General features: G+C 32.8%; 15 protein-coding genes. 12 read left to right on the top strand and 3 right to left on the bottom strand.

The annotated features are described in order from the left end of the window. Positions 1–108: 108 nt before the first annotated feature. Both Q5O73_RS07540 and Q5O73_RS07545 read right to left on the bottom strand, forming a co-directional pair. Complete coding sequence (locus Q5O73_RS07540; protein WP_302669382.1) at positions 109–768, bottom strand: ribonuclease H family protein; 660 nt, start codon at positions 766–768, stop codon at positions 109–111. 23 nt (positions 769–791) lie between these two features. Further along, complete coding sequence (locus tag Q5O73_RS07545) at positions 792–1,613, bottom strand: L,D-transpeptidase (protein WP_021952476.1); 822 nt, start codon at positions 1,611–1,613, stop codon at positions 792–794. A gap of 162 nt (positions 1,614–1,775) precedes the next feature. On the opposite strand from Q5O73_RS07545, the gene glnA reads away from it, so the two are divergent. The 10 genes from glnA (at position 1,776) to Q5O73_RS07595 (ending at position 10,217) form a co-directional block, all read left to right on the top strand. Next, the gene (gene glnA, locus Q5O73_RS07550) at positions 1,776–3,107 is read left to right on the top strand and encodes a type I glutamate--ammonia ligase (RefSeq protein WP_021952475.1); all 1,332 of its coding nucleotides are present in this window, start codon (positions 1,776–1,778) and stop codon (positions 3,105–3,107) included. A 14-nt stretch (positions 3,108–3,121) separates the two neighbouring features. Further along, the gene (locus tag Q5O73_RS07555) at positions 3,122–3,670 is read left to right on the top strand and encodes an ANTAR domain-containing response regulator (protein ID WP_021952474.1); all 549 of its coding nucleotides are present in this window, start codon (positions 3,122–3,124) and stop codon (positions 3,668–3,670) included. Positions 3,671–3,691: 21 nt separating this feature from the next. Then, a complete protein-coding gene (locus Q5O73_RS07560; RefSeq protein WP_302669383.1) occupies positions 3,692–4,906 on the top strand; it encodes an LL-diaminopimelate aminotransferase in 1,215 nt (404 codons plus the stop codon). Positions 4,907–5,328: 422 nt separating this feature from the next. Beyond that, positions 5,329–5,502 (top strand): hypothetical protein, encoded by a 174-nt coding sequence (locus Q5O73_RS07565; protein ID WP_302669384.1) that lies wholly within the window; start codon positions 5,329–5,331, stop codon positions 5,500–5,502. Positions 5,503–5,538: 36 nt separating this feature from the next. Then, entirely contained in the window at positions 5,539–6,204 is a 666-nt protein-coding gene (locus Q5O73_RS07570) for a hypothetical protein (protein ID WP_302669385.1), read from the top strand. Positions 6,205–6,534: 330 nt separating this feature from the next. After that, entirely contained in the window at positions 6,535–7,254 is a 720-nt protein-coding gene (locus Q5O73_RS07575) for a LytTR family DNA-binding domain-containing protein (RefSeq protein ID WP_302669386.1), read from the top strand. A 106-nt stretch (positions 7,255–7,360) separates the two neighbouring features. Continuing rightward, the gene (locus tag Q5O73_RS07580) at positions 7,361–8,458 is read left to right on the top strand and encodes a hypothetical protein (protein ID WP_302669387.1); all 1,098 of its coding nucleotides are present in this window, start codon (positions 7,361–7,363) and stop codon (positions 8,456–8,458) included. Beyond that, on the top strand, positions 8,458–8,802 hold the full coding sequence (locus Q5O73_RS07585) for a hypothetical protein (protein ID WP_302669388.1): 345 nt from the start codon (positions 8,458–8,460) through the stop codon (positions 8,800–8,802). Before Q5O73_RS07580 ends, Q5O73_RS07585 begins: the two co-directional genes overlap by 1 nt. Before the next feature lie 315 nt (positions 8,803–9,117). Then, complete coding sequence (locus tag Q5O73_RS07590) at positions 9,118–9,306, top strand: hypothetical protein (protein WP_021952467.1); 189 nt, start codon at positions 9,118–9,120, stop codon at positions 9,304–9,306. A gap of 149 nt (positions 9,307–9,455) precedes the next feature. Next, positions 9,456–10,217 (top strand): NYN domain-containing protein, encoded by a 762-nt coding sequence (locus Q5O73_RS07595; RefSeq protein WP_021952466.1) that lies wholly within the window; start codon positions 9,456–9,458, stop codon positions 10,215–10,217. Positions 10,218–10,261: 44 nt separating this feature from the next. Here the strand turns inward: Q5O73_RS07595 and Q5O73_RS07600 are convergent, their stop codons facing one another. Then, positions 10,262–10,549, bottom strand: a complete 288-nt coding sequence (locus Q5O73_RS07600) for a helix-turn-helix domain-containing protein (RefSeq protein WP_021952465.1) — start codon at positions 10,547–10,549, stop codon at positions 10,262–10,264. 188 nt (positions 10,550–10,737) lie between these two features. Between Q5O73_RS07600 and Q5O73_RS07605 the strand changes: the two genes are divergently transcribed. Then, positions 10,738–11,562 (top strand): Ig-like domain-containing protein, encoded by an 825-nt coding sequence (locus Q5O73_RS07605; RefSeq protein WP_302669389.1) that lies wholly within the window; start codon positions 10,738–10,740, stop codon positions 11,560–11,562. A gap of 401 nt (positions 11,563–11,963) precedes the next feature. After that, positions 11,964–12,923, top strand: coding sequence for an Rpn family recombination-promoting nuclease/putative transposase (locus Q5O73_RS07610; protein ID WP_302669390.1), 960 nt, complete (start codon positions 11,964–11,966; stop codon positions 12,921–12,923). Positions 12,924–13,114 lie beyond the last annotated feature (191 nt).

Genomic DNA, 13,114 nt, shown 5'->3' on the forward strand with positions numbered 1-13,114 from the left:
GTTGAGTCCTGTCCAATACAGACTCAGCCTCTTGGTTGCATAAAAAATGCGTAACAGATATTAAAACCTGTTACGCAATAAAAGTCTAACTTTTTGGGGTCACATCAGTTATTCAACTCCGCAGGCTTTTTTTGCAAGGCTATCAGCTAAATCATTATATTTATCACCGGAATGACCCTTCACTTTCTCAAAAGTTATGTCAACCGATTTTTTGATTTTATCATAATATTTTTTGTAGGCAATGGTACCGTCCTTATTGGTTTTCCACTCTCCGGTACACCATTTGGCAATTCCCATATAATCATAATATATTGAAAGCTTCTTAATGCCTTTTTCCAAGGCATATTTCATAGCCGCCATGGAACCGTAAATTTCACCGGCAACATTCCTCATAGAAGCCATTTGGACATCATTTCCGGAATCATAAAGGTGGGTTTCAGTACCATTATGAAACATAACCACACCGTATCCAAAAACACCGGTTGCAGAATTAAAGCTTCCATCCACATATGCTACTGCCTTAGACGGAGTGGTAATAGGCATGTCACTGTCAAAGGTTGTATCATCATCTTCATCCTTTGGTGCCTCTGTGTCAAAAAGACTTAACTGAGTACCCTCCTGCCCTAAATATGCGTAGGCATCAGATATGTTTTTGAAGCTTTTGTACAATGCACCGGGATATCCGTCAACGTTTGCTTTACATTCCTCCCAGGTTTCGTATATTCCAGTTTTTTCACCAACTTTAACGGCATAATATTTTTTTTCCATAAGATTTCATCTCCCAAAATAATTTATTCATTAATCTGCTCCGTGGCAGAAGTCTGTTCTGTAGTAGGAACCTGCTCTGTATCAGAATTGTCTGTAGCAGTATGGTTTTTCCAAGGGTTACTGATATTAGAATCCGTGGGATCCCAGGTTTTATAAGGGTCCGATTCCTTTATTTTCTTAATCTTTTTAACTTTAATAGGAGACTTTTCTCCTTTTTCGCTATAAATAGTTACAGATGTTCCTTCATTACAATGGTCATAAATCCATTTAATATCCTTAACACGGAAACGTATACAACCAAGGGAGGAAGCTGTTCCTAATTTATTATACTCCCAATATTCCAAAGAATCGTTAGTTGCATATTGGTAAGGTACTGAATGAAGCATAATCTGACCATAAATGCGGATGGCGTACTGAGCATAGGTATTATCTACCATAAGGCGCCAGTCATATCTCTCAGAAATACTAAAAGTACCAAGTGGAGTAGATTCCGGGTCTTTACCGGTGGAACAGATAAATGCCTTGTGAGGAATACTGTAAACCCCCTTTTTGTCAATGCCATAAACAACAGCAAAATTTTCAGCACGGTTTATCTTTATCATATAAGGGTGCTTGGCCTTGTGGTCAATGGCTTTTTTTTTCTTAACTTTTTTCTTTGTAGTTTCTTCAACAGTGGTGGTTTCCGGCACTGTTGTAGTTTCCCGGGTAGTAACATTAACTGTAGTACATGTCTCTATATTTGTAATATTGTCGGGGTTATTTTCCTGTAATACTAATGCTAAAAACATAATAAAAATAGTAGTGGAAAAAATACCCAGCATAATGTGATTTTTGTATTTTATCATTGGTTTTCTCCGTTAATTTTTCTTGCTAACTTATTGTATAATGTTAAAGAATTAATTGCAATAGGATAAAATTACTAATTTCATTCTATCAACTTTATTGACGGAAATAAGGGTATTTGATATTATTTAGGAAGAGCTATTTTGAAAGGAGCAGAAACAAAAATGGGTTACACAAAACAAAAAATCTTAAATATGGCAGAGACGGAAGATATTGAATTTATCAGACTTCAGTTTACGGATTTGTTTGGAACATTAAAGAATGTTGCCATTACAAAAAGCCAGCTCGCAAAGGCACTTGACAATAAAATTATGTTTGACGGTTCATCAATTGAGGGATTTGCCAGAATAGAAGAGTCCGATATGTATTTATATCCGGATTATAATACCTTTGAGATATTACCTTTCAGACCACATCAGGGAAAGGTTGCAAGAATGATTTGTGACGTATATAAGCCTGATGGAACACAGTTAGAAAACGATCCGAGATGCATTTTAAAGAAGGTTATTAAGGAAGCATCAGATATGGGTTATATTTTTAATGTAGGACCGGAGTGTGAGTTTTTCCTTTTCCACACAGATGATAATGGCGGACCTACAACTATCAGCCACGAAAAAGGAAGTTATTTTGATTTAGGCCCTACTGATTTAGGTGAAAATGCACGTCGTGATATGGTACTTAACCTTGAAGAAATGGGATTTGAAGTAGAAGCATCACATCATGAGGTGGCACCTGCACAGCATGAAATAGATTTTAAATATGGCGAAGCATTAGATATAGCTGATAAAATTATGACATACAAGCTTACAGTTAAAACCATTGCAAAACGTCATGGTTTATATGCATCATTTATGCCAAAACCAAAATACGGAATGTGTGGTTCAGGTATGCATATTAATATGTCATTGTCAGATAAAGAAGGAAATAACATATTTGCCAAAGCTGATGATGAAAACGGACTTAGCGAGGAAGCATACAGCTTTATAGCAGGATTAATGGAACATATGAGAGCTATGACAGCCATAACTAATCCTATTGTAAATTCATATAAGAGATTAGTTCCGGGATATGAAGCACCTACATATATTGCATGGTCAGCTACTAACAGAAGTCCACTTATAAGAGTTCCCGCTGCAAGAGGAGCAGGCACAAGAGTTGAGCTTAGATGCCCTGACTGTGCTTGTAATCCATATCTTGCCATTGCAGTATGTTTAGCAGCAGGACTTGATGGCATTAAGAGAAAATTAAAGCCTGTAACCAGTGTACAGAAAGATATTTTCTCAATGACAGACGACGAAAGAGAAGAAATTGGAATTGAAAGTCTTCCAAAGAACCTGTACGAAGCTATACAGGAAATGAAAAAGTCCCCATTTGTAAAGAATGTACTGGGAAAAGATGTATACAAGAAGTATATTAAGGCAAAAGAAGATGAATGGATGGAATACACTTCACAGGTAACAGATTGGGAAATCGACAGATATCTTGACCGAATCTAGTTTAGGAGGGCAAATTGGCAGGAATTATAGTAGTATTCCCCAAGCCGGAGGACAGCAAGGCCATAAAAAATCTGTTGGTGCATAACGGATATGAAAGTGTATTTAACTGTACTACGGGTTCAAAGGCGATTACATTGGCAGATACTTTAGGTGAAGGGGTTATTATCAGTGGGTACAGAATGACTGATATGCCTTATACAGACATCCTTGACAATGTAGAAGGAAGATTTGAGATGTTGCTTGTGGCATCGAAGCAAAAGCTCCTTGAAGATAACCGTGGCGTGGCAATGGTAGAAATGCCTATTAAGGTTAGGGATTTCTTAAATTCAGTGGAGCTGATGCAAAACAATATTTATGCTAAATTAAGACGTAAAAAACGCGTTGTACACCAAAGGACTGAAGAAGAACAAAGTGTAATAGATGAGGCAAAGTCAGTTTTAATGGAGAAAAATAATATGTCAGAAAACGAGGCTCACAGATACATTCAGAAGTCGGCCATGGACAGTGGCAGAACTATGGTGGAAACTGCGATATCGGTTCTGAAAATTATGTATAAAGAATAAGGAAAGAAGGACAGAAAAAAGATGTACAAAATTAATGAAAACTACTTAAAGTTACCGGGAAGTTATTTATTCTCAAATATTGGAAAAAAGGTTACTGCATATAAGGCTGCAAATCCGGACAAAGATGTTATCAGTCTTGGAATCGGCGACGTTACACAGCCGTTAGCACCGGCTGTAATTGAGGCATTGCATAGTGCCGTGGATGAGATGGCAGATGCTGCTACATTTCATGGATACGCACCGGACCTTGGATATGAATTTTTAAGAAGTGCAATCAGGGACAACGATTACAGGGAAAGAGGAGTAGACATTGCTTTAGATGAAATTTTCATCAGTGACGGAGCAAAGTCAGACTCAGGAAACATTGGTGATATTTTTGCTGTTGATAACAAAATAGCAGTTTGTGACCCTGTATATCCTGTATACGTTGACACAAATGCCATGGCAGGCAGAACTGGAGATTACATTGCTGATGAGGAAAGATGGAGCAACGTAATTTATATGCCTTGTACCAAGGAAACAAATTTTGCACCGGAACTTCCAAAGGAAACACCGGATATTATTTATCTTTGTTTCCCTAACAACCCTACAGGTTCTACAATTACAAAAGACCAGTTACAGGAATGGGTAGATTATGCTAACAAGGTCGGAGCAGTTATTATTTATGACGCTGCTTATGAAGCATATATTTCAGAGGAAAATGTTCCTCATACAATTTATGAATGTGATGGTGCAAAGACATGTGCAATTGAACTTAGAAGTTTTTCAAAGAACGCAGGATTTACAGGAACAAGACTTGGATTTACGGTTATTCCTAAAGAATTAAAGTCTAACGGTGTTATGCTAAATTCATTATGGGCAAGAAGACATGGAACAAAATTCAATGGTGCACCGTATATTATTCAAAGAGCCGGAGAAGCTGTTTATTCAGAAGCAGGAAAGGCACAGACAAAGCAGCAGGTGGCTTATTATATGAATAATGCTAAGACTATTATTGAAGGCCTTAAGTCAGCAGGATACACAGTTAGCGGTGGCGTTAATGCACCATATGTGTGGTTAGAGACACCTGATGGAATGTCATCATGGGATTTCTTTGACTATCTGCTTACAAAGGCAAATATCGTGGGAACTCCGGGTTCAGGATTTGGACCAAGTGGAGAAGGATATTTCCGACTGACAGCATTTGGAACACATGAAAATACATTAAAAGCAATAGACAGAATTAAAGCATTATAAAATTAAAAAGTGCTTTTGTGGATTATATTAAATAAGAAATGGATGCTACATTAGTGGCATCTGTTTTTTTGTAGCAAAAGTGTGACCGTGGATGTTATGCTCACACAATCCAACTAGTTGTTAAGTATATTTACCATCCATAAAATTTTATTATAATAGGAAGCCACTTACTATGATTAGAAACAAGAGGGAAAATAGTGTTGCATATAATTATATAGGTATTGAGTGTGGATACAGAGGAACTATGCATTTATGGTAGGTTAAAGAAAAAATGTTATTTTAACCGGTAATAATGTCATTTAAACAGTGTTGTATTGAAAAAAAATGTTAATATGTAATAATTGTCATTGTAAACATTAAATCTGGATTGAATACAATTTAATCTGCAAGACAGAAAAGATAATCTGAGAGGAGAAACAAATTTGACTAAAATTGCAGTAATAACACATGAATTTGGGCGTGCGTTAGGTATAGATGATAGTAATTCAAAAAAAACAATAATGTATAAGAGTACACCAGTGGTTAATGGGTTACAAAAAATTGATAGTGCAGCATTGGAATATTTAATGAGAAGTCATACTGGATATTGGGGGTAGAATAAGATGAAAAAAATATTGGAAAGGTAAGGCTATATGAAAAAAAAACAGATATGTATTTTTGTAATTGTAATTATTGCTGTTATTATTGGTGCAATGATTTATTTTTACAGCAATGGAAATAATAATACGATTGAATTAAAGAAATCTGCTGGTGGAATAGAAGTAAGCTATGTGGATGGAAATTATAAAAATGAGTCAAAAAGTAATTTGGCTGAGATAAAGCAGGATAAAATCTGGAATGATGATAAGTATTGCATAGTTGAGGGTACAGTAGAAAAGGCGAATAATATAGAAATCAGGATTGATGATAAAAAAATGTATAATACCATTATTGAAATCAAGGTTGAATCAGACATTAAAGGAAAAATAAAAGAAGGAAGCACGATTTCTGTTTTATCAGGATGTGCCACCATGAAAGAGGAAATATATCAGGAAGATTCATATATTAACTCTCAGATAGAAGAGGGGGACAGAGGAATATTTATAATTCACAAATATGGTATAGATGACACTTTGGAATTAAACCAAAAGATTTTATATTTGTCAGAACTTGCCGACTATGGATTTGAAGATGCTGAAAGATTTGCTTTTCTTGAAAAAAATGGGAATATATTATTTAGCAGTAACTTTTATAAGGATTTAAAAGATAATGCCAAGCTTGATGAGGTGAAGAGTTACATAGAGGACAAAATTAAATAAATGTAAGTTAATACGTTACCGGATATTTTTATAGTAAGACGTCCGGTAACATTTTTTTGTAGCAAAAGCCCGGCAAGCTAATCGCATTTGCACGAAATATCATTTGTTGGGCATAAGAACATCGAAAAGCTACAACTTATGAAACACTTGATGTGTTTCATAATCTACACTTTGAGATATCCGCTGCCTACAATCGGGTAGGAGTCAGCCTACTTGATTTAATAGAATTGTATATAATTGGTGGCTTTTTGCATATTGTTGGCAAATTTGAGATTAACAATATTAAAATGTTTCAAAATGTGATAAAATGCTGAAATTAAAGTACATTGTGTGAAAAAAGGAAGAAAGACAAATATGATGAACATTGGAATGTATGACCTAAATAAAAATGACCGCACAATTTTGGAAAGAATATTAATTGATATGAAAACAGATGATAAAATATATAATTATAAAAACTATAATGATTTAGTTAAAAGTCTTGAGAGATTAGATTTAATAATTCTTGAAATGACATTATGGGATTGTGATGGAATAAGTCTGGCAAGAAAGATTAAAGAGAAATATAAAGATCTTGATATTATTTTTATTTCAGATAATTTATCAAGAGTAGATGAGGCTTTTGAAGTTAAAGCATATACCTTTTTACAAAGACCATTTAAAGAGGAAAAAATGGCTAATATTTTATGCAAATTACATAAAGAAAAAGAAAGAAAATATTTTGTAATAGAAAATAAAAAAGAGATTATTAAGGTCAGTGAACATGACATAATTTTTTTGGAAGGCTATGGGGATGGAACATATATACATATGAAAAACGGAGTTATTGAATCTAAACATTCACTTGTATGGTGGAAAGAAAGGCTTAATCAGGTTGAGTATTTCTCACCATATAGAGGTTACTTAATAGCTTTGAAATATGTTTTAATAATAAAGGAAAATAGTGTTATTATGGAGTATTGTAGTGAAGAAGTTCCTATGGCGAAGAGAAAAAGAAAAAAGGTGAAAGAGATATTTGTTAGGTATATGAAAATGCAATATGTCAGGTAAGGTGAAAAATGTTTGTCATTTGAAGCAAAAAATATTGAAAAAAATTAGTCGCTGGCATACAAAGCGAATGGTTTGATACTTTGCAAAGGAAGAATAGAGAGGATTTATGAGAAGTTTAGTAAGAAAAATAATGTGTGTGGCATTAGTAGTTGTAGTGCTATGTGGTTGTGGAAAAACAAATGAAAAAGTTGGAAAAAACGTAGATACGGAAAACATAAAAATCCCTAAATATAAAAAGGTTATCCTAACAGATTTGGAAAACTGTAATATTAATTTTATTAAAAATATGCCATATACCGATTTTGATTTTAAGATTATATCCACGGAAAAATTAGACGAAAAAAAATTAGATATTAAATTTGATACAACATTGGAATATGAGTGGAGTATAGCTAATAGCGAGGTCGAAGATGCGAATAAATTTAGTTATCCTCTGCTGTGTGCATATAATGGTTATGAGGTAAAAAAAATAAAATCACAAATTGAACAGGTAAGTAATGAAGATTATCAAAGATGTGTAACAGAAAATAAAAATTTCCCCAAAATTTATGTATATACGGTTTCAACTGAAATAAACATGGAAAATGTAAGTAAAGATAGGAATTATGAAATAAAAAACATGATTGTTACATATGATGGTGATGAGTATAAATTTGACATTGGAAAAATAAATGTAAATAAAAAACAGGCAATGAAAGAAACTTTTGCTCAGGATATAGATGGTGAAAATTCAGCAATGCAGACAATAGATGGCTTGGATTATATATCAATGGATTCTGATTTTGATATAACATTGGATGGTATTATAGAAACATTTAAGGATAAATTGGAAATAAAGGATATATATTTAAAAAATATTGATGATAGCATAAAAGTTAAAAACATAAGTATTTCTACATCTAATGAAAATGGTACAGTGGAATTTGATTTTGATAAGAACGGAAATAATGTAATTCCAAAGGAAACAAGTACAACTGTTGTTCTAAAATGCAGTAATGATATTTTAGAGAACAATATCGGAAGTTACATTTCGCCCATAGTATGTATTGATTATAAATTGGGCAAAAAAACAGGTACTTTGAATGTTCCGGTAATGGCGAGAGGGTACTCAAGAAGTGCACAGGAAATATATGCATACAAAATTGATAAGGTTGACATATTTAATCTATATTTGAAAAATTTAGCAAAGGAAGATAAAGAATAGTGAAAGCAAAATACTTTTTGATATTTGTAGTGTGTGTATTGATATATTGTATTCCGTTAGGAGCGGTTATATCAATTTCCAATAAAGAAATAAAAAAATATAATGAGGACAAGGATTTTAAGACTGAACTTATGGCATATGGTGCAATAGAGGAAGTGAAGAAAACCGATATGCGGGAATATTATAAAGTGGATGTAACAGTAACATCTATAGAAAATTTAAAAATCACATTGAGCAATGAGGCAAATGTTCAATGCAGGGAAGGTGAGGAAATTCACAAGAATGATGTGCTGGCTAATGACAGAGGAAATGTTATTTTTCAGTTTTTTGCTGGGGCATTATAGTTATGCTGGTTGATATTTTAATATCAATTGCCACAATTATGATTTCAATGTGTGGAATTAAATTGTATAAATGGTTTGCAGAATATCAGGTATGGAGCATAAGAATAACATCATATTCTGTAATCACGTTAGTCATCTGTAGTGTGTTTCTATCCTTGTTTTTTAGTGTCTTGTTTGCAGTAATGTCTAGCAGGGTAGAAATTGTTAAGTACCTTAAATGTGAATAATAAATGAATAATCAATATCCAATGCACATTTGTCTGAAAATCTGTTATAATAGGACTGGCGATATTTAGAAAATTTTGGAGGAATACAATGCAGGAGAGACCAAGTAAATTAGTTTTTTGGATGTTTTTTGGAGGACTTATTCTTATAGTTGCAGGAAATATGGCAGATTATTATGTAAGTGGAAGTCATATTGGAACAATTCTTACAGTTATTGGATTTGTGGTATGGGCAATTTTACTGGTTATGAAATTCTTTTATGATAAAAAAAATAAATAATGGATTAGTGGAAAGTGTTATTTAATAACAACATTTTTCATTAGGTAAGGTAAAAAAGAAACGGATTTGCAATGGGATATTAAAATCTGTTTCTTTTTATTATAATTCTGTTATAATAATATAGGAAATTTAAGGAAAGGAGGAAAAACGTGTTTAACGGACTGTTTAATAAGAGTGGAAAACATTCGGCAGCGGTATTTGTTGATTATGAGCATTGGTATTATGGGTACAATAATATTTTTTCCATGAAACCTAATGTAGAAGAGTGGTATGAAGAATTAACTGAAGAGTATAGTGTAAAGAACATAGTATTTTTTGGCGATTTTCATGGAAATTCAATAGAAAAGGAATTGCCACGATTAGAAAAAATAACGAAGAATGTAGTTCATACGGCAAGCACAAAAGACGGTGTTGATAAAGATTTTACGGATTTTATTATTTTAGATGCAATATATCGTGAAGCTGCAAAGAAGAATTCACCGGATGTTTTTATTATTTTTACAGGGGATGCACATTTTAATTTGGCAATAAAGTATTTGCGTGAGTTGAAAAAGAAAGTCATTATATATGGAGTAAAACATTCCCTTAGTAATAAGCTTAAGTCATCAGCCAATTCATATGTTGAAATGCCAAGGTCTAAACAGGAGCAGCAGTATTATTATGATGCAATATTAAATTCTTTATATATCGTAAAGAAAAGACGTAAAATGGCTACATATGGCAAGACAATAGAGAGCGTTTCTGCTCATAGTGGGGTATCAAAAGAGCGTATTCAGGTGGCATTAAATGACCTGATGAATAACAAATATTTGAATCTTGAAGAAATAAAATATCATGGGAAAAAACCTAAAATTTTAACTGTTGACTGGGAAAGAGTAGAGCAGGATGGCTTATGGGAAAAAAATAAATAAAATGTGACAACATAAATAACACTATCTTTATCCACAAGATAGTGTTATTTTTTTCTTTTCATGGCAGATATGAGGTTTAATAAAGCGTCCACTTCTTCCAGTGATAAACCGGATAAATCAATATTGTTTTTATGTTCAATGCCAAGCAAAAAATCAGTTGTAACTCTGAAAATATTTGAAATTGCAATTAACACATCATAGGATGGCATTCTTAGTCCGTTTTCGTAGGCGCTTATTACGGATTTAGTTAATCCTAATTTCTGAGAAAGCTGGAATTGAGTCATATTATTCTGTATTCTTAATGTTTTTAGTCTGTTTCCAAAATCAACCATTTCAAAACCTCCTAAACACAGTTTACTATATAATATGTAAACAACGGGTTGATTATGTGTTTACTTAGTTGACTAAGAAAGATTGTTTGATTATAATTTTAATATATACATTAACATTTCAAAATAAAAAAAATTAATGTGTGTAACTTGAGGGTGTAGGTATCAGAAAATAAAAAGGAGAAAATGAAATGGAAAAGAAAATTAAGAAACTATTGGTTATTTTATCAGTAATTGTGATGTCTTTTATTGTACTTCCAAATACCGGTGTAAGTGCGGCATCAAAAGCTAAGTTAAATAAGAAATCTGCAACAATCTATGTTGGAAAAACAGTGACACTAAAGGTTAAAAACAATAAGAAGAAGGTTAAGTGGATTTCATCAAACAAAAAAATAGCAACAGTTAGTAAAAGGGGAAAAGTTAAGGGAAAGAAAGCAGGAAAAGTTACCATAACTGCAAAAGTTGGTGGCAAGAAATATAAATGCAGGGTTACAGTTAAGAAGAAAAAGGCTACAACTGTAACTGTCAAGGATAAAATAAAGAATGCCTGCATAAAATATGGTACTGTGTCTGAGGATATGTCAGGTAAGTATTATTATTTAAGCAGACTCATAATTTCTGATGATAAAAAGTATGAATATTACACAAGTGTGCAGTATTATACTGCAACGAATAAAGTAAGAATAAGTGTTTTAATCGATGATACTTATTCATCCGAGGATTACTGCACGACATTCGATGTTGATAATGTAAAGGATGCTACGTGCAAAATCTGGTACAGTGATTCCCATGATAATTATGGAAAAGGTGTAGTATATAAGGAACTGATTCATCAGAATAATGCAGTTGATTTTGTTGTAACAGATATGGATGTTGATGTTCAAATTGTTGAGGAGTTAGCTACATCATCTGTTGCAATGGGGTTATTTAACTTTGATTATATTATGGGTACATATTCTGTGGGGGTATCATCTGGTGATTTGGGATTTACTACGTTATATTCACGGTATAATTAATTTCATATTTAATTTCTTACATAGATAGCTTAATAAGAGATAAAATAAGCAGTAGCAATTTAATTTCCCGGCTACTGCTTATTTTTGGCTTTTTTTTGATATTGATTCCTACCGTAGGCGATGCATATGATAAATATAAGGAAAAAATGTTAGAGGAGAAAAATGTATATATATTATATAGATTATTTTTGAAAATAGACGCAGAGTCATATATCTTATATTAAATAAATATATTCAACAAAGAAAAAAAAGTAAACAACTTTAAACGTTTATATAAGATGTTACTAATATCAAACAATATGTTGACAAACTGAAAAATATACTATATCATATATGCACTGATATAATTTGTGACAAAAATGCGAGAAGCAATAATTAGATGAGTACAGAAAGGTTATAGTATGGGAAAACAGGATTTGTTAGCAAAAAAGTACATGTCAGACAATGAAAAGTTTGCAGATGTGTTTAATTACTATTTATACAATGGAAAGCAGGTTATAAAACCAGAAAACTTACATGAAGAGAGCATAAGTGAAATTGCCCTTCCCTATAGTGAAAAAAACAAAAATACCTTTATTGAAAAGTACAGGGACATTATAAAAAGGTGTGTGGTAAAAAGTGACAATCATTATACATATTTTCTGCTAGGAATAGAGAATCAGTCTGAGGTTCATTATGCAATGCCTGTAAGAAACATGCTTTATGATTCTCTAAATTATTCCGGGCAGGTCAGCAGGATAGAAAAAAATCATAAAAAATGTAAAGATAAGCTTAGTTCAGCAGAATATCTGTCAGGAGTGACAAAGAGTGATAAAATCACACCAGTTATAACACTGGTACTATACTGGGGCAATGAAGCATGGGATGGTCCTAAAAGTTTGTATGAAATGTTTAAGGAAACAGACCTTGATATTTTAAGATATGTAAATGATTATCACATAAACCTAATAGAACCAAAAGACATAAAGGATTTCTCAAAATTTAGAACTGAACTAGGGAAAGTGCTGGAGTTTATTAATGCATCAGACAGTTTGGCAAAAATGAAAGAAATATTGGAAAATAATCATGAATACTATTTACATATGGATCTTGAATCTGCTAGAATGATAGAAACATTTGGAAAGGCAAAGATAGACATGAAGCAGTATGAGAAAAATAAGGAGGAAGTTGATATGTGTAAGGCAATAGAAGACATGATTCTTGAGGGCAAACAGGAAGGCATACAGGAAGGAATAAAAGCGCTTATAGAAGTGGCAAAAGAGTTAGGTGCTACAACTGATATAATTGAAAAGAAGGTAGAAGAAAAATTTAATTTGTCAAAAGATGAAGCTGTCCAGGCAGTAAACAAATATTACAATTAGAGTGCAAGCCGAGCCAGCTCGATTCCACTTCGTTACATCTCGCTGGAGATTGTCACAACATTAAAAAATAGAAAAAGACGATAATTACTGCAAGCAGTGTACGCCGAGCCAGCTCGATTTCACTTCGTTTCATCTCGCTGTGGGCTGTCGCCCAATAAATATAAAATAAAAAGTAGTTGTCTGAGTATGCA

This window comes from Eubacterium sp. AF15-50 (assembly GCF_934835595.1).
Classification (GTDB): Bacteria; Bacillota; Clostridia; order Lachnospirales; family Lachnospiraceae; genus Eubacterium_G; species Eubacterium_G segne.